Below are 15,757 nucleotides of genomic sequence, written 5' to 3' on the forward strand. Positions count from 1 at the left end.
ATGCATAAGGCCCAGCAATTCATAAGGCCCAGGAATTCCTAAGGTAAGAGCATGGCAAGACTGATCAGAAAACGCGAAACCCTGCTGTTCCTCATCATCGTGGTGATGATCGCGATCTTTTCGACGCGCGCTGCCGATTTCGCAACGCCGGAGAATCTCGCCGGCATTTTCAACGATACCTCCATCCTGATCATCCTGGCGCTGGCGCAGATGACGGTCATCCTGACGAAATCGATCGACCTGTCGGTTGCCGCCAACCTCGCCTTCACCGGCATGGCGATCGCGATGATGAATGCCGCCTATCCCGACCTGCCGCTCGTCGTGCTCATCCTTGCCGCGATCGTCATCGGCGCCTGCCTCGGCGCCATCAACGGCTTTCTCGTCTGGGCGCTCGAAATCCCGCCGATCGTCGTCACACTCGGCACGCTGACCATCTATCGCGGCATGGCCTTCGTGCTGTCGGGCGGGGCATGGGTCAACGCCCACCAGATGACGCCGATCTTTCTGTCGGTGCCGCGCACGCCGATCCTCGGCCTGCCGGTTCTCGGCTGGGTGGGCATCGTCATCGTGCTTCTGATGTATGTCCTGCTCAGATATACCCAGTTCGGCCGCTCGGCCTATGCGACCGGCGGCAATCCGACCGCGGCCGTCTATGCCGGCATCGATACGGGCTGGACGAAATTCCTGGCCTTCGTTCTGTCGGGCGCGCTTGCCGGCCTCGCGAGCTATCTCTGGGTGTCGCGTTATGCCGTCGCCTATGTCGATATCGCCAACGGCTTCGAACTCGATAGCGTCGCGGCCTGCGTCATCGGCGGCATTTCGATTGCCGGCGGTGTCGGCTCGGTCGCCGGCACCGTGCTCGGCGCGCTTTTCCTCGGCGTCATCAAGAATGCATTGCCGGTGATCGGCATTTCACCCTTCACGCAGATGGCGATCTCCGGAACCGTCATCATTCTCGCCGTCGCCTTCAACGCCAGGCGCGAGCGCAACCGCGGGCGCATCATCCTGCGCGACCGCGCCGCAGCCGAGATCAGAACGGAGGCCGCAGCATGAGCACCGTGTCCACTCACGAAAAGCGGATCATCCCGGACCGCCTCGGCACACCCTTCCGCCGCATTCTCGCCAGCTGGGAGGTGCTGCTCTTTGCCGTCGCCGTGCTAATCTTCATCTTCAATTCGCTGGCCTCGCCCTATTTCCTCGATGCCTGGAACCTCTCGGACGCCACCTTCAATTTCACCGAAAAGGCAATGATCGCCTTCGCCATGGCGCTGCTCGTCATATCAGGCGAGATCGACCTTTCGGTCGCTGCGATCATCGCGCTCGCCTCGACGGCAATGGGCGCTGCCGCGCAGGTCGGCATCGGCACACCGGGTCTGGTCGCGATCGGCATCGGCACCGGCCTTGCCTGCGGCATCTTCAACGGCGTTCTGGTCTCGGTGCTGAAACTGCCGTCGATCGTCGTCACCATCGGCACGATGAGCCTTTTCCGCGGCATTTCCTATATCGTGCTCGGTGATCAGGCCTATGGCAAATACCCTGCTGATTTCGCCTATTTCGGCCAGGGCTATGTCGTCTGGGTATTCTCCTTCGAATTCGTGCTCTTCATCGTGCTGGCGATCCTCTTCGCCGTCCTCTTGCATGCGACGAATTTCGGCCGGCAGGTCTATGCGATCGGCAACAATGATTTCGCCGCCCGCTTTTCCGGCATTCCGGTCGAACGCGTCAAATTCATCCTCTTCCTGCTGACCGGCGTCATGAGCGGCATCGCCGCCGTCTGCCTGACCTCACGTCTCGGCTCGACCCGGCCGTCGATCGCCCAAGGATGGGAGCTCGAGGTCGTCACCATGGTCGTACTCGGCGGCATCTCGATCCTCGGCGGCTCAGGCACCATCGTCGGCGTCGTCATCGCCGCCTTCGTCATGGGCCTCGTCACCTTCGGCCTCGGCCTGCTGAACGTGCCCGGCATCGTCATGTCGATCTTCATCGGCCTGCTTCTGATCATCACCATCGCCATCCCGATCATCGCCCGCCGCATCAAGGTCATGAGCTCCCGATGACTTTAGAAAAACACGCCTTCAAAATGCAGCTCAATCCCGGCATGGAAGCCGAATACCGCAAGCGGCATGACGAGATCTGGCCGGAACTGGTCGATCTCCTGCACAAGTCAGGAGCAAGCGACTATTCCATCCATCTCGACCGCGAGACCAACACGCTGTTCGGCGTGTTGACGCGGCCCGCCGACCATACGATGGCGAGCCTGCCGGAGCATCCCGTCGTGAAAAAGTGGTGGGCTTATATGGCCGATATCATGGCGACCAATCCCGATAATTCACCGGTCCAGAGCGACCTGGTCACCGTCTTCCATATGCCATGAACGCCACCTCCTATCGCCGCATCGCCGTCCTCGACATCGGCAAGACCAATGCCAAGGTCGTTGTGCTCGACAGCGAGACGGGCGCCGAGATCGCCGTGTTGAAACGGCCGAATATCGCGATCAAAACCGGTCTCTATCCGCATTACGACGTAGAGGCTCTCTGGTCCTTTGCGCTTGATGCGCTGAAGAGCCTTGCGCGCGAGCCCGGCTTCGACGCCATTTCGATCACCACCCATGGCGCCTCCGCAGCACTGCTTGCCCGGGACGGCACGCTTGCCATGCCTGTCATCGACTATGAACACGAATATCCGCAGGACATCCGCGACGCGTATACGCGGCTGCGCCCCTCCTTCGACGAAACCTTCTCGCCGCGCCTCGCGATGGGTCTCAATGTCGGCGCACAGCTGCACTACCAGAAGACCGCCTTTCCCGAGGAGTTTGCCAAGGTGGCGACCATCCTCACCTATGCGCAATATTGGACGGCACGGCTGACCGGTGTCGCCGCCAACGAGCTGACTTCGCTCGGCTGTCACACCGATCTCTGGAACCCGAGGGCCGGCCGCTATTCCTCGCTCGTCGACAGGCTCGCCATCGGCGACCTCATGGCGCCGATCCGTTCCGCTTTCGATGCGCTCGGCCCGGTCCTGCCCGATATCGCCGCTGAGCTCGGCCTTGCCGCACCCGTGCCGGTCTATTGCGGCATTCACGATTCGAATGCCTCGCTGCTGCCGCACCTGGTCCATCGGGAGGCCCCCTTTGCCGTCGTCTCGACAGGCACATGGGTCATCAATTTCGGCGTCGGCGGCGATCTTGCCCATCTCGATCCGAAACGCGATGCGCTCGCCAATGTCGATGCCTATGGCCGGGCTGTCCCCTCCTCCCGCTTCATGGGCGGCCGTGAATTCGAGATCCTGTCGGCCGAAATCGGCCCCGTCGACGAAAAAGACGCCCAGGCGGCAATCGGCCCGGTCATCGACAAAGGCATGATGCTGCTGCCGAATATTGCCCCCGGTTCCGGGCCCTTTCCGGGAAAGGCAAGGCGCTGGATCGGTGCCGAAGAGGTAAGCAGCGAGGAGCGCTCTGCCGCTGCCTGCCTCTATCTCGCCTTGATGACCGATGCCTGCCTCGGACTGATCGGCGCCAAAGGCCCGGTTATTGTCGAAGGGCCTTTTGCGCTGAATGAGACCTATCTCCAACTGCTGGCGGCCCTAACCAGTCGCGAGGTCATGGCCCTTCCGGGGTCGACCGGCACCAGCCAGGGTGCTGCCCTTCTCACCGGCATCCGGCCAGTGTCGGGTGCCGAGACGCATGTTCCGCCGACCGATATCCCTGGACTGGCCGCCTATCGCACTCGCTGGTACGCGGCGATGGAATAGGAGTCTTTCCAAAAGCGACCTTGTTCGTCCCTGCCTTCTCGTTAGTGTGGCACCTCGAAAATCAGCTCGAGGAGATAACATGACAGAGACATTCGATCCGCGCGCCCTTGCAGCCGGGCTGCACAGCCTGCGCCAGGCCGGCAGGCAGGAGGCAACGGACACTTTCGCGCTCCCAGCCGATCTCCATCAGGCGATGGAGGCGCAGGATTTGCTTGCCGCCGCGGACGGTATTTCGAGGAACGCCTGGAAGGTGACGGTCTCGCCGCAGGGCCAGGCGGTCACCGCTCCGCTGCATCCCTATGTCGAAGTCATCTCGGGGGCTGACATTCCCTGGTATCCGGGCCTGAAATTCGAAACCGAGATCGCCGTCCGTCTTGGCAGTGACCTGCCGGTCCGCACGGGCGTTCCCTACAGCCGCACTGAGGTGGTCGAGGCGATCTCCGCTGTCCATCTCGGCGCCGAGCTGCTGGTGAGCGCTGTCAAGGAAAGCGGCAGCGTTTCGTTTCTGCTGTTCGTCGCCGACCGGCTCGGCAATAGCGGCTATGTGCTCGGCCCGAAGCTCGAAAAAAGCGTCGTCGACACCGTCGGCGGCACGCCGCTCAAGGTCACCCATGCCGCCCGCACGATCTATGATGGTCCAGCACAGCATCCGAAGGGCGACGTTCTCACCTGGCTTGTCGATTACGCCAATGACGGCTTGCGCCCCGAGACATCGCTGAAGGCAGGCGCGCTCATCACCACAGGCACGTTGAGCGGCGCGATCGAACTCACCGAACCCGGCGAGATCGACATCGAACTCGGCAATAGCAGGCTCAGCTTCTCGGTATCGAAGGGTTGATTGGCGCCGCGGTGCTCACGCCTTCTCGCGGAACATCTCGATGATGGCGGAAAAATCCCTTCCGCCATTGCCCTGTTTTTCGAAAAGCGCATAAAGCTGTGCTGCTTCCGCGCCGAGCGGGGTGGAGGCGCCGCTCGCCAGCGCCGCCTCCTGCGAAAGCCTGAGATCCTTCAGCATCAAGGCTGCGGCAAAACCCGGTCTGTAGTCATTATTCGCAGGCGAGGTCGGGACCGGTCCGGGCACCGGGCAATAGGTATTGATCGACCAGCACTGGCCAGACGAGGTCGAGGCGACGTCGAACAGCGCCTGATGCGAGAGACCAAGCTTTTCGGCGAGCACGAAGGCCTCGCAGACGCCCACCATCGAAATGCCGAGGATCATGTTGTTGCAGATCTTTGCTGCCTGGCCGGCGCCGGCCTCGCCGCAATGGACGATCTTCTTTCCCATCGCCTCGAGGATCGGTTTTGCCCTGGCGAAGGCGTCTTCCGAGCCACCGGCCATGAAGGTCAGCGTGCCCGCGGTCGCTCCGCCCGTGCCGCCGGAGACGGGGGCATCGAGCGACAGGCAGCTTGAGGCCTTGGCCATTTCATGCGCCTTGCGGCTGCTTTCGACATCGATGGTCGAGCAATCGATGACCAGCGTGCCCTGTGCCGCGGTCTGCAGGATATCGGTCCAGGCTGTCAGCACGTGTCTGCCCTGCGGCAGCATGGTGATGATGATCTCCGCGTCCTTGACCGCCTGGCTGGCATGGCTTGCCGGTTTGACGCCGCTCTCTTCGGCCGCCTTCAGTACCGAAGCCGCGAGGTCGAAGCCCAAGACCTCGTGGCCTGATTTGACCAGATTGGCGGCCATCGGCCCGCCCATGTTGCCAAGCCCGATGAATGCGATCCTTGCCATGCTCTTCTCCTATCGATTGTCTTCGAGGATCATCGCTGCCGCCTTTTCGGCGATCATGATCGTCGGCGAATTGGTATTGCCCGAGGTGATCGACGGCATCACCGAGGCGTCGGCGATCCTGAGCTTGCCGAGCGCCCGGAATCTCAGCCTCGGATCGACGACGCTGTCCCTGTCGACGCCCATGCGACAGGTGCCGACAGGATGGAAGATCGTCGTGCCGATGTCGCCCGCCGCCCGTTCCAGATCGGCCTCCGTCTGATAGGCAGGCCCCGGCTTGAATTCCTCCGGCCTGAAACGGGCAAATGAAGGCTGCGCGACGATCTTGCGCGTCAACCGTATTGAACGGACAGCTATGTCACGATCGCGCTGCGTCGAGAGGTATTTCGGGCTGATCGTCGGCTGGGCAGCAAAATCCGGGCTTGACAGGTGCACCGAACCCCGGCTTTCCGGCCTCAGATTGCAGACGCTCGCCGTGATCGCCGGGAAAGGATGGACGGGATCGCCGAACTTCTCCAGCGACACCGGCTGCACGTGATATTGCAGGTCCGGCGTTTCGCGGTCCGGGCCTGATCGGGTGAAGATGCCGAGCTGGCTCGGCGCCATCGCCATCGGCCCGGAGCGGCGGACGAGATATTCGAGCCCGATCGCCGCCTTGCCGATCAGCTTGGTCGCCTTCTCGTTCAGTGTCGGAACGCCTGTCACCTTATAGGCCAGACGCAGTTGCAGATGGTCCTGCAGGTTCTCGCCGACACCCTTCACCTCGGTGACGACATCGACGCCCGCTTGGCTGAGAACCTCGCCCCTGCCGATGCCTGACAGTTCGAGGATATGCGGCGAACCGATCGAACCGGCCGAAAGGACGGTTTCTTTCGCGGCATAGGCGCGTTTCGCCACGCCGCCGTGCTGGAACTCGACGCCGGCAACGGCGCCCTCTTCCACCAGCAGCCGCCGGACCTGTGCCTTGATCAGCACAGTCAGGTTGGAGCGTTTCATCGCCGGGCGCAGGAAGGCCTTCGAAGTGTTCCAGCGGATGCCGGAACGCTGATTGACGTCGAAATAGCCGGAACCCTCGTTGCTGCCGCGGTTGAAATCCGCGGTCTCCGGAATGCCGGCTTCCTTGGCCGCCTGTTGGAAGGCATCGAGCACGGCCCAGCGCACGCGCGCCTTCTCGATGCGCCATTCGCCGCCGGCACCATGCATCTCGTCTTCGCCGCGATAAAAATCCTCGGACTGGCGGAAGAAGGGCAGAACATCATCCCAGCCCCAGCCGGTGCAGCCCATCTGCCGCCAGAGATCGTAATCGCGTGCCTGGCCGCGCATGTAGATCATGCCGTTGATCGACGAGGAGCCACCGAGCACCTTGCCGCGCGGATAGCTCAGCGCCCGGCCGTTCAGCCCCGCTTCCGGCGCCGTGGTGAAGCACCAGTCGGTGCGCGGATTGTTGATGCAATAGAGATAACCGACCGGAATGTGGATCCAGTGATAATTATCGCTGCCGCCGGCTTCGAGCAGCAGCACCCGGCTCCTGCCATCGGCCGACAGCCGGTTGGCGAGCACGCAGCCGGCGCTGCCTGCCCCGATGATGATGTAGTCGTAACGATCCATGCCCCGACGAGACTCCAGATGCTTGCCGCTTCCCCCTCCCCGCAGCACGGGGAGAGGTCCGCCCGTTCAGCGGCGATAGACGAAGCCCAGTTTCCGCCCCAGCCGAGAGGCGTAGAATTCGCCGATGATGCCGCGGCGGAAGATCAGCACGCAGACCATGAAGACGATGCCGGTGATGATCGTCACCGGGAATTCCGACGTGGCGAGGTAGTTTTCCAGCGCCACCACCAGCCCGGCGCCGAAGAGCGGACCGATCAGCGTGCCGATGCCGCCAAGCAGCGTCATCAGGATCACCTCGCCCGACATCTGCCAGGCGACGTCGGTCAGCGTTGCAAACTGGAAAACGATCGATTTCACCGCGCCCGCAAGCCCGGCAAGGGCTGCCGACATGACGAAGGCGCCAAGCTTGTAACGCGCCACGGAATAACCGAGCGAGATTGCCCGCTGCTCGTTTTCGCGGATCGATTTCAGGATCATGCCGAAGGGCGAATTGATGAAGCGCCAGATGATCAGCACGCCGATGATGAACACGGCAAGCACGAAATAATACATGTTGGTAGAGCTGTTCAGATCGATGAAGCCGAAGAGATGGCCGCGCGGCACGGACTGGATGCCATCCTCGCCTTCGGTGAACTTCGCCTGCAGGCAGAAGAAGAAGAACATCTGCGACAGCGCCAGCGTGATCATCGCGAAATAGATGCCCTGGCGGCGGATGGCGAAGAAGCCCATGACCAGGCCGAGAAACGCCGCACCCACCACCCCGATCAGAATGCCGAGTTCCGGCGGCAGGCCCCATGCCTTCACCGTATAGGCAGTGAAATAGGCCGCCCCGCCGAAGAAGGTGGCATGGCCGAAGGAAAGCAGGCCGGTATAGCCGAGCAGCAGGTTGAAGGCGCAGGCAAAGAGCGCGAAGCAGAGCAGCTTCATCAGGAAGATCGGATAGAAGAAAAACGGCGCCAGCAGCAGAAGCAGCAGCCCCGCGAGCAGGAAGCCCGCCTGCACCGAAAGGGCGGTGCGGTTTTTTTCCGTTCCGATGGCGTCGGTGATGTCAGCCATGTCAGGCATCCCGTCCAAAGAGGCCCGCGGGCCTGATGAGAAGCACGATCGCCATGATGACGAAGATCACGATGTTGGAAGCCTCGGGATAGAAGACCTTGGTCAGGCCCTCGGCGATGCCGAGCACATAACCGGTGATGATCGCGCCCATGATCGATCCCATGCCGCCGACGACGACCACGGCGAAGACGACGATGATCATGTTCGATCCCATCAGCGGCGAGACCTGGTAGATCGGCGCCGCCAGCACGCCGGCAAAGGCGGCGAGACCGGCGCCCAGCGCATAGGTGAGCGTCAGGAGCACGGGCACGTTGACGCCGAAGACCTGAACCAGCACGGCGTTTTCCGTGGCGGCGCGGAGATAGGCGCCGAGCTTGGTCTTTTCGATCAGCAGCCAGGTGCCGAGGCAGACGACCAGCGAGACGACGACCACCCAGCCGCGATAGATCGGCAGGAACATGAAGCCGAGATTGGCTCCGCCGGCGAGCGCTGCCGGCGTCGCATAGGGCTGGCCGGAGGAGCCGTAGAGGTAGCGGAAGGTGCCCTCGACCGCGAGCGCCAGCCCGAAGGTGAAGAGCAGGCCGTAAAGCGGATCGAGATCATAGAGCCGGCGCAGGAACAGCCGCTCGATGATAGCGCCGGCGAGGCCGACGATAACGGGCGCCAGGATCAGTGATGGCCAGTAGCCGATGCCGGCATAGGTCAGCAGCAGGTAGGCGACGAAGGCGCCGAGCATATATTGCGCGCCATGGGCGAAGTTGATCACCCTAAGCAGGCCGAAGATGATGGCGAGGCCGAGGCTGAGCAGCGCGTAGAACGAGCCATTGATCAGACCGATCAGCAGCTGGCCGAACAGCGCCTGCAGGGGAATGCCGAAGATCATCGTCATCTGGTCACACTCCCAGAACCTTGTGCAGCGTGTCCATGCGCTGCGGCAGCTCACCAACCGGGAATTCCGCCACCATCTGCCCATGATCCATCAGATAGAAGCGATCGGCAATACGACTGGCGAAACGGAAATTCTGCTCGACGAGCAGGATCGTCATGCCGCGCTCCTTCAGCGTCTTCAGCACCTCGCCGATGCGCTGGACGATCACGGGGGCAAGCCCTTCCGTCGGTTCGTCGAGAATGAGCAGCCTGACGCCGGTGCGCAGGATTCGGGCGATCGCCAGCATCTGCTGTTCGCCGCCTGACAGTTTGGTGCCCGGGCTGCCGCGGCGCTCGTAGAGATTGGGGAAGAGCTCGTAGATTTCGTCGAGCGTCATGCCGCCTTCGGCTACGACAGGCGGCAGCAGCAGGTTTTCCGAAACGGTAAGCGTCGAGAAGATGCCGCGCTCCTCCGGCACGAAGCCGATGCCTCGACGCGCCGTCTTGTGCAGCGGCACCTGCATCATATCGCTGCCGGCAAAGCTGATCTTGCCCTTGCGGGTTCGCACGATGCCGGTGATGGTGCGCAGCGTCGTCGTCTTGCCGACGCCGTTGCGGCCGAGAATGGTGATCGTCTCGCCTTCGGCCACACGCATGTCGACGCCATGCAATATGTGGCTTTCGCCGTACCAGGCATTGAGCCCCTGGACTTCGAGGAGAGCGGCCATCAATGCTCCTCCGTGCCCATATAGGCCACACGCACGCGCTCGTCCTGGCTGACGGTGGCATAATCGCCCTCGGCGAGGATCTCGCCGCGCTGCAATACGGTGACATGCTGGCAGATATTGGCGACGACGGACAGATTGTGCTCGACCATCAGCACTGCCCGATCGCGGGCGACCTCGCGGATGATCGAGGAGACGACGCCGACATCCTCCTGCCCCATGCCGGCCATCGGCTCGTCGAGTAGCAGCACCTTCGGATCCAATGCCAGCGTGGTGGCGATCTCCAGCACGCGCTTGCGGCCGTAGGAAAGATCGGCGGCGATGTGATCGCGCTCCTTGGAAAGCCCGACACTGGCGAGCAGTTGCTCGGCGCGCTCGTTCAGCCGATCGAGTGCCGAAAGCGGCCGCCAGAACTGTGTGGAAAGACTGTTCGGCCGTTGCAGCGCCACGCGCACATTGTCGAGAACGGTCAGGTGCGGAAAGACCGCGGAGATCTGGAAAGAGCGCACAAGCCCCATGCGCGCCACTCTGTCAGGCGGTGTCTTGGTAATATCGGTGCCCATCAGCGTGATCGTGCCTGAGGTCGGCTGCAGGAACTTGGTCAGCAGGTTGAAGACCGTCGTCTTGCCGGCGCCGTTCGGGCCGATCAGCGCATGCACGCTTGCATCATGCACGTCGAGATCAACGTTCTTGACGGCCGTGAAGCCGCCGAAATCGCGGCGCAGGCCGCGGGCGGACAACACCACCCGCGGCTTTTCCTGAGTTTCAATTGCGGAAACCGCCATCGTGCTTACTTCACCAGATCGCAACCGCTCTTGGCGGGATCGATATAGGCTTCCTTGCCGGGAATGGTGGCGAGCACGTTGAAGTAATCCCACGGCTCCTTGCTTTCGGCAGGCTTCTTGACCTGCAGCAGGTACATGTCGTGGATCATGCGGCCATTGGCGCCGACCGTACCGCCGCGGCCGAAGACGTCGTCGACCGGCATTTCATGCAGCTGCTTGGCGACGGCTTCCGTCTCGTCGGTGCCGGCCTTCTGCACCGCTTTCAGATATTGCGTCACCGCCGAATAGGTGCCGGTATGGATCATGTTCGGCATCTTGCCGGTGCGGGCAAAGAACTTCTTGGCGAAGGCGCGGCTTTCGTCGTCGCGGTTCCAGTAATAGCCTTCCGTCAGCGTCAATCCCTGTGCCGCCTCGAGGCCGAGTCCGTGGACTTCGGCCAATGTGAAGAGCAGCGCCGCCAGATGCTGGCCGCCCTGGGTGATGCCGAATTCGGCCGCCTGCTTGATGGCGTTCGAGGTGTCGAGGCCGGCATTGGCAAGGCCGATCACCTTGGCGCCGGATGATTGCGCCTGCAGCAGGAAGGACGAGAAGTCCTGGGTCGACAGCGGATGGCGCACGGCGCCGACGACCGTGCCGCCGCTCGCCTTGACATAATCGCTGGTCTGCTGCTCCAGCGAATAGCCGAAGGCATAGTCTGCGGTCAGGAAGAACCAGCTGTCGCCGCCCTGCTTGACGAGCGCGCCGCCGGTGCCGACGGCCAATGCATGCGTGTCATAGGCCCAGTGGAAGCCGTAAGGCGAGCAGGCCTTGCCGGTCAGATCCGTCGTCGCCGCACCGGTGACGATGTCGATCTTCTTCTTCTCCTTGGCGATCGCTTGCACGGCAAGCGCCACCGACGAGGTCGTCAGCTCCATGATCGCATCCACCTGCTCGGTGTCATACCATTGGCGGGCGATGTTGGAGGCGATATCCGCCTTATTCTGGTGGTCGGCATCGACGATCTCGACCGGAACGCCGAGCACCTTGCCGCCGAAATCCTCGACCGCCATCTTGGCGGCTTCGACGGAAGACTTGCCGCCGAAATCGGCATAGACACCCGACTGGTCGTTCAGGATGCCGATCTTGACCTTGCCGTCGGTCGCGCTCTGCGCGAGCACCGCTGTGCTGCTTGCAAGCAGAAATGCAACTGATGCAATGAGATTCTTTCGCATATGATCTCCTCCCAGAGATTGGCCAGATTGCGGATCTGTTCAAATTTGGCCAGCCGCACTCCTCAGAACGGCGGACCCTCACCCTACGATCACGGAAATCCCGCCCTGAGGCAACGGGTGATTTACAACTAATTCCAAACAGCATCTGTGCATTTTTGAACAGAGGGTGAATTAGACAATTCTAGTCGGCGCTCCTAAAAAGCGCGAAATGGTAAGCATTTACCGTTATAACTAGGGCAGTTTCGAAGCTTCGGCAGGCCTGACAGCATTAGACAAAAGACCAATCGCATGAGATCGGGTCTTCCCGTCGTCGAGCGTTTTGCTCGCGTTCTGCGCGAGACCCCGCTCGCAATGGCGTCAAGCCAAGCGACGCAACGACCAGGCGAAGGTCAGATCAACCGCCGGAAGGCGATCGAGCGTGCGATTTGCGGCAGAGCTGATCTGCACCACACAAGCGAGGGTGCAAGCGACAATTATTTCGGCTTACGCAGATCGAGAGATCCAGTCGGAAGAGGAACCACGCTGGCAAGTCGTTTGCCTACCACAGTACCGATTGTCGGGGCCCCGGAAGTATTCCTGGATGCGGACTCGATTTGGCGAAGAAACAGTCCGCTATCATCTGCAAGAGATCCGATGGTAATCATCGGCTCATCGTCGACGAAAAGTATCAATCCAATGCCGGATCCAATCTTATCCTCCACCCTGCATGGCAGGACTCGCAGTACGGTCTCCGCCTTTGTCGAAAACAGGGATTTCACAAGGCCGCCAAGTGCTTCGATTTTATTGACGAACGGCCGCACGACAAGCGTGACCGCTTCTCCTTCAGATAGAGAGAGTTGGACGGAAAACTGAGCCGGCGCAGAACCGGTTGGCAGGCAAGCACTATACAGCTGAAAAATCGCGGCGCGGGCGAAATTCAACCGCGTATCATCGGATTCGGCTTCAGCGATTGATTGAAGAAAGCGTGAAGAGTTCACTGCCGCAATCCCTGTTTTGAATCGGGTAGCCCGATGATCATTCAATTTACAATATCGCATCTGGGAGCGAGCCGTCCGCATTATTCATATTACCAAATGCCGACCTGCGAAAATCTCCGGTTTGTCCCCGATATCCTGGATATACCGCGAATGTTTGGCGAAGCTGGAGACCCAGTTTAGATCGCAGGAAAATATGGAGGCATTTAGATCAATACTCTGACGTGTTGAGACCGCTCTCAGTCGTCAGTTAGTATGCGACGATGTTGCAGACAATGCCCCTGGGGGAAAGAACGCGTAACCATCCCGGTTCGCAGGCGCTTCCGCTCGTCGTTCACGCATATTTTCGTCTTGAGCAACATGCTACATGTTGTTGGCGGCCAGCAATTCGAATGACAACACCCCGTGCTGTACCCCGGTCCACGCCCGAGACGACGAGTGCTGGTCGGCGGAATGGCTCGGTCGGCCCTAATTTTGTAGCTTGAGGGCGGCGTCGCGCAGAGCCTGCCAAGCGGGGCTTCCATCATTATGGATGTCGAATTTGTCGTAGTCGTCCTGGGGATAGAGGCCCGAGTCCTGTGTGCTGACGAGCCGCCAGACCACCCAGCCTCCGCAATCCGACGTGGCGATCGTGTTCAGCCAAGTTCCATAGGCATTTGCCTGATCGGCATCGGATCGCGGAACTCCAAATTCCTCCAGGATTACGGGTTTCCCGACATCTCGTCCGATCGCGCAGTATTCGCGAATGCGGGCATCGAAATCGGAATGGCTCATTTTGGCGTAGGATGGGTAGCCATGCCACGTGCCGAAATCGACGCTCGGAATGTCCATATCCGACAGCTTCTGATCCATATTCCCGTGGCCGGTCGTTACGAGCTGTTTCGGTGCCAGGGATTTGACATAGGCTGACATTTCCGACACCCAGTCATGAAGGAGCGGTTTGGGATGGATGTCAGGTTCGTTGGCCAGATCCCAGGCAAATATGGTGGGGTCATCGGAATAGCGCACACCAGTAATCGTGTTGACGCGCGACAGAACATGCCGAACCCATTCCTTGTAATCGCGTCGGGTTCGCGGATCAGCGGCAAAAAAGGTGTATTTGTCCGAACTCCCGTACCAGGCATTCATCTGCTGGGCACCGCCCGTGTAGGCCCAGAAATCGACGAATGCGAGGATCAGCTTAAGCTTGCGCTTCGCCGCTTCCGCGATGAGGAAATCGACCTTTTGCAGGCCGTCAGGTCCGTCGTTGGGAACCATCTTGTTGGTTATCGGATCCCAACTCATCATGTAGATGCCCTTGGTTCCCAGATTGCTGGAATCGGCCGTGCTTTTTGAATTCCAGATCGTCGGCACCTGGCCGTCAAGCGACCCTATAACCGGTTGCAGGAAGGTGCGCACCACATTGGCACCCATTGCCGTGGCGTCGTCCAACACGCGGGTGACCTCGGCTGAAGAGCCAAATGTCAGATAATGGTTGTTTACGCCGGCCACGCGAAATGGCTTGCCGTCGAGCAGGAAGCTCCCCTCTTTCGTCGTGACGAAAGATTGCTGCGAAGATGACTGGGCGTCCGCAGATCCGAGTTGAGCAGACCAACAAAGCGCCAGCGCCACAGCGCCGACAGCGAAATTCCTAAAACGGTGAATACGTCTCATGCGAAGAAACTCCCTTTCAAGCCCGTGACGCAATTCCGATTTGGTCTGTCTCGTCGAGGGAATTGCCGCATGTCGAGACACCGGCAGCCGCTGGTGGCGCGGTGGTGGACGGCGTCGCAGTGTGCCGTGTGGCCCAATACAATGCCGGGCACAGAAGCAGGCCTTCCAGCGAAACAGCAATGACCCAGAAGTTGGCTGTGCCCGCCATCCCGAATTGCGCACCACCGGCGGCGGCCGCGATCTCCAGCACCGCACCGCCGATCAGAACGAGGGTGGCAAAACCCAGGCGCCGTCGGACACGTTGAACCGCCAGATAATGATACTTCAACGCCATTCCGAAAGCGGCAACGCCCAGAAACTGGAGGCCATTTCCTGCAATCGCAGCATAGGCCGGATTGAATATCCAGAGCATGAAGCGCGACAGGAAGAGGAACGCCAAGGCGGTCGCCGCGCAGACGAGCATCGACAAGCCGAGCGACAGGCGCAGGCGCGCGGAAAATAGCTCCGGCTCCCGCACAGCGATGGCAAACAACACCGAGGCGAGTGACGCAGGGACGAGAAGCGCGACGTTCAGCACCGTCCAGGCGGCATAGAAGGCGGCGTTGATCTCAGCCGACAGCATCACGGTGACGACGACGGGCAGCAGCAGCGCTGGCGCCTGAACAGCCATGCTGAGCGCATGATGGCCAAAAACCTGTCCGAGCACCGGTCGGAAGGCGTGGGTCTCCGGCCGGTGGAAAACGCGCCTGCCCGCATAAACAAGAAGCCCGGCCACGACGACCAGCGAGACAAGCTGCCCGGCAAACCAGGTGGTGAAGATCGCCAGTCCGCTGGTCGCCCGGCCAAGTGTCAGGCCGAGAGCGATCAGCAAAAGAAGCTTGCTGGCGGCAAAGACGACATTCCGGGTCAGTTGAAGGCCGCTGCGCAAAAGGCCAACCAGGGCTTGGTCGAGCACGAGGGTCACGGCCGTCAGAGCGCAACCAGCGACGAAGAAGAGATCGCTCGCGGAGGAACCGACGATCGAGCCAAGCTGCGTCGATGTACGGGCTGCGATAACAAGATAGATCAGCCCGACGACGATGGAGGCGCTGAACGAGGCCAGGAGGGCGCCCGTCAGAAAAGGGCCTGCTCTCTTCTGACGGCCTATCTCGCCCATCAGGAAGGGCCCGAGACCGACTTCACCGAGATTCGCGAGGAGATTCATCAATGATATGGCGGCGGCGGCGAGCCCGACAGCTTCGGCCGAGAAGGATCGCGCAGCAAACCACCAGTAGACGAAGCCGAGAATGGCCGTCATCAACGTTCCAAGGCCCAGCATGCCTGCATTGAGCAGCAAAACCGCCTGATTCATCAGGAGACTGCGGACCTTGGCAATGGCGGCGCTGACGGTCATCAT

At 61.1% G+C, this 15,757-nt stretch carries 15 protein-coding genes; 5 read left to right on the plus strand and 10 right to left on the minus strand.

Annotation, left to right across the window (positions count from 1 at the left end; genetic code table 11):
* The first annotated feature begins 51 nt into the window (after positions 1-51).
* The 5 genes from C3Y91_RS05570 (at position 52) to C3Y91_RS05590 (ending at position 4,588) form a co-directional block, all read left to right on the plus strand.
* Positions 52-1,053 carry an ABC transporter permease gene (locus C3Y91_RS05570; RefSeq protein ID WP_017968377.1) on the plus strand — a complete coding sequence of 334 codons (1,002 nt, stop codon included), beginning with the start codon at positions 52-54 and terminating at the stop codon, positions 1,051-1,053.
* On the plus strand, positions 1,050-2,057 hold the full coding sequence (locus C3Y91_RS05575; protein WP_024320012.1) for an ABC transporter permease: 1,008 nt from the start codon (positions 1,050-1,052) through the stop codon (positions 2,055-2,057). The genes C3Y91_RS05570 and C3Y91_RS05575 overlap by 4 nt, the downstream gene beginning before the upstream one ends.
* Complete coding sequence (gene rhaM / locus C3Y91_RS05580) at positions 2,054-2,374, plus strand: L-rhamnose mutarotase (protein WP_024320011.1); 321 nt, start codon at positions 2,054-2,056, stop codon at positions 2,372-2,374. Before C3Y91_RS05575 ends, rhaM begins: the two co-directional genes overlap by 4 nt.
* Positions 2,371-3,750 (plus strand): FGGY-family carbohydrate kinase, encoded by a 1,380-nt coding sequence (locus C3Y91_RS05585; protein WP_168575124.1) that lies wholly within the window; start codon positions 2,371-2,373, stop codon positions 3,748-3,750. Before rhaM ends, C3Y91_RS05585 begins: the two co-directional genes overlap by 4 nt.
* A gap of 79 nt (positions 3,751-3,829) precedes the next feature.
* A complete protein-coding gene (locus tag C3Y91_RS05590; protein ID WP_168575125.1) occupies positions 3,830-4,588 on the plus strand; it encodes a fumarylacetoacetate hydrolase family protein in 759 nt (252 codons plus the stop codon).
* 15 nt (positions 4,589-4,603) lie between these two features.
* Here the strand turns inward: C3Y91_RS05590 and mmsB are convergent, their stop codons facing one another.
* From mmsB to C3Y91_RS05640, 10 genes are all read right to left on the minus strand, one after another.
* A complete protein-coding gene (mmsB, locus tag C3Y91_RS05595; RefSeq protein ID WP_130699176.1) occupies positions 4,604-5,485 on the minus strand; it encodes a 3-hydroxyisobutyrate dehydrogenase in 882 nt (293 codons plus the stop codon).
* A gap of 9 nt (positions 5,486-5,494) precedes the next feature.
* Positions 5,495-7,090, minus strand: a complete 1,596-nt coding sequence (locus C3Y91_RS05600) for a GMC family oxidoreductase (protein WP_168575126.1) — start codon at positions 7,088-7,090, stop codon at positions 5,495-5,497.
* A 66-nt stretch (positions 7,091-7,156) separates the two neighbouring features.
* Positions 7,157-8,146, minus strand: coding sequence for a branched-chain amino acid ABC transporter permease (locus tag C3Y91_RS05605; RefSeq protein ID WP_024320006.1), 990 nt, complete (start codon positions 8,144-8,146; stop codon positions 7,157-7,159).
* A gap of 1 nt (position 8,147) precedes the next feature.
* Positions 8,148-9,035 carry a branched-chain amino acid ABC transporter permease gene (locus tag C3Y91_RS05610; protein WP_003547797.1) on the minus strand — a complete coding sequence of 296 codons (888 nt, stop codon included), beginning with the start codon at positions 9,033-9,035 and terminating at the stop codon, positions 8,148-8,150.
* Positions 9,036-9,039: 4 nt separating this feature from the next.
* Entirely contained in the window at positions 9,040-9,741 is a 702-nt protein-coding gene (locus tag C3Y91_RS05615; protein WP_020397477.1) for an ABC transporter ATP-binding protein, read from the minus strand.
* On the minus strand, positions 9,741-10,523 hold the full coding sequence (locus tag C3Y91_RS05620) for an ABC transporter ATP-binding protein (protein WP_130764212.1): 783 nt from the start codon (positions 10,521-10,523) through the stop codon (positions 9,741-9,743). Before C3Y91_RS05620 ends, C3Y91_RS05615 begins: the two co-directional genes overlap by 1 nt.
* A 5-nt stretch (positions 10,524-10,528) precedes the next feature.
* Positions 10,529-11,734 (minus strand): ABC transporter substrate-binding protein, encoded by a 1,206-nt coding sequence (locus tag C3Y91_RS05625; RefSeq protein ID WP_130666301.1) that lies wholly within the window; start codon positions 11,732-11,734, stop codon positions 10,529-10,531.
* Positions 11,735-12,207: 473 nt separating this feature from the next.
* Positions 12,208-12,711, minus strand: a complete 504-nt coding sequence (locus tag C3Y91_RS05630) for a hypothetical protein (RefSeq protein ID WP_020397476.1) — start codon at positions 12,709-12,711, stop codon at positions 12,208-12,210.
* Positions 12,712-13,176: 465 nt separating this feature from the next.
* Positions 13,177-14,361 carry a glycoside hydrolase 5 family protein gene (locus C3Y91_RS05635; RefSeq protein ID WP_168575127.1) on the minus strand — a complete coding sequence of 395 codons (1,185 nt, stop codon included), beginning with the start codon at positions 14,359-14,361 and terminating at the stop codon, positions 13,177-13,179.
* A 16-nt stretch (positions 14,362-14,377) separates the two neighbouring features.
* Entirely contained in the window at positions 14,378-15,757 is a 1,380-nt protein-coding gene (locus C3Y91_RS05640) for a polysaccharide biosynthesis protein (protein ID WP_168575128.1), read from the minus strand.

Source organism: Rhizobium ruizarguesonis (genome assembly GCF_012349115.1).
GTDB lineage: Bacteria > Pseudomonadota > Alphaproteobacteria > Rhizobiales > Rhizobiaceae > Rhizobium > Rhizobium ruizarguesonis.

Excerpts from the sequence above, each read along its gene's own strand:
- C3Y91_RS05570 (WP_017968377.1), top strand. The coding sequence starts at position 52 with ATGGCAAGACTGATCAGAAAACGCGAAACCCTGCTGTTCCTCATCATC.
- C3Y91_RS05625 (WP_130666301.1), bottom strand. The coding sequence starts at position 11,734 with ATGCGAAAGAATCTCATTGCATCAGTTGCATTTCTGCTTGCAAGCAGC.
- C3Y91_RS05640 (WP_168575128.1), bottom strand. The coding sequence starts at position 15,757 with ATGATGACCGTCAGCGCCGCCATTGCCAAGGTCCGCAGTCTCCTGATG.
- C3Y91_RS05600 (WP_168575126.1), bottom strand. The coding sequence starts at position 7,090 with ATGGATCGTTACGACTACATCATCATCGGGGCAGGCAGCGCCGGCTGC.
- C3Y91_RS05605 (WP_024320006.1), bottom strand. The coding sequence starts at position 8,146 with ATGGCTGACATCACCGACGCCATCGGAACGGAAAAAAACCGCACCGCC.
- C3Y91_RS05590 (WP_168575125.1), top strand. The coding sequence starts at position 3,830 with ATGACAGAGACATTCGATCCGCGCGCCCTTGCAGCCGGGCTGCACAGC.
- C3Y91_RS05615 (WP_020397477.1), bottom strand. The coding sequence starts at position 9,741 with ATGGCCGCTCTCCTCGAAGTCCAGGGGCTCAATGCCTGGTACGGCGAA.
- C3Y91_RS05585 (WP_168575124.1), top strand. The coding sequence starts at position 2,371 with ATGAACGCCACCTCCTATCGCCGCATCGCCGTCCTCGACATCGGCAAG.
- C3Y91_RS05575 (WP_024320012.1), top strand. The coding sequence starts at position 1,050 with ATGAGCACCGTGTCCACTCACGAAAAGCGGATCATCCCGGACCGCCTC.
- rhaM (WP_024320011.1), top strand. The coding sequence starts at position 2,054 with ATGACTTTAGAAAAACACGCCTTCAAAATGCAGCTCAATCCCGGCATG.
- mmsB (WP_130699176.1), bottom strand. The coding sequence starts at position 5,485 with ATGGCAAGGATCGCATTCATCGGGCTTGGCAACATGGGCGGGCCGATG.
- C3Y91_RS05610 (WP_003547797.1), bottom strand. The coding sequence starts at position 9,035 with ATGACGATGATCTTCGGCATTCCCCTGCAGGCGCTGTTCGGCCAGCTG.
- C3Y91_RS05635 (WP_168575127.1), bottom strand. The coding sequence starts at position 14,361 with ATGAGACGTATTCACCGTTTTAGGAATTTCGCTGTCGGCGCTGTGGCG.
- C3Y91_RS05620 (WP_130764212.1), bottom strand. The coding sequence starts at position 10,523 with ATGGCGGTTTCCGCAATTGAAACTCAGGAAAAGCCGCGGGTGGTGTTG.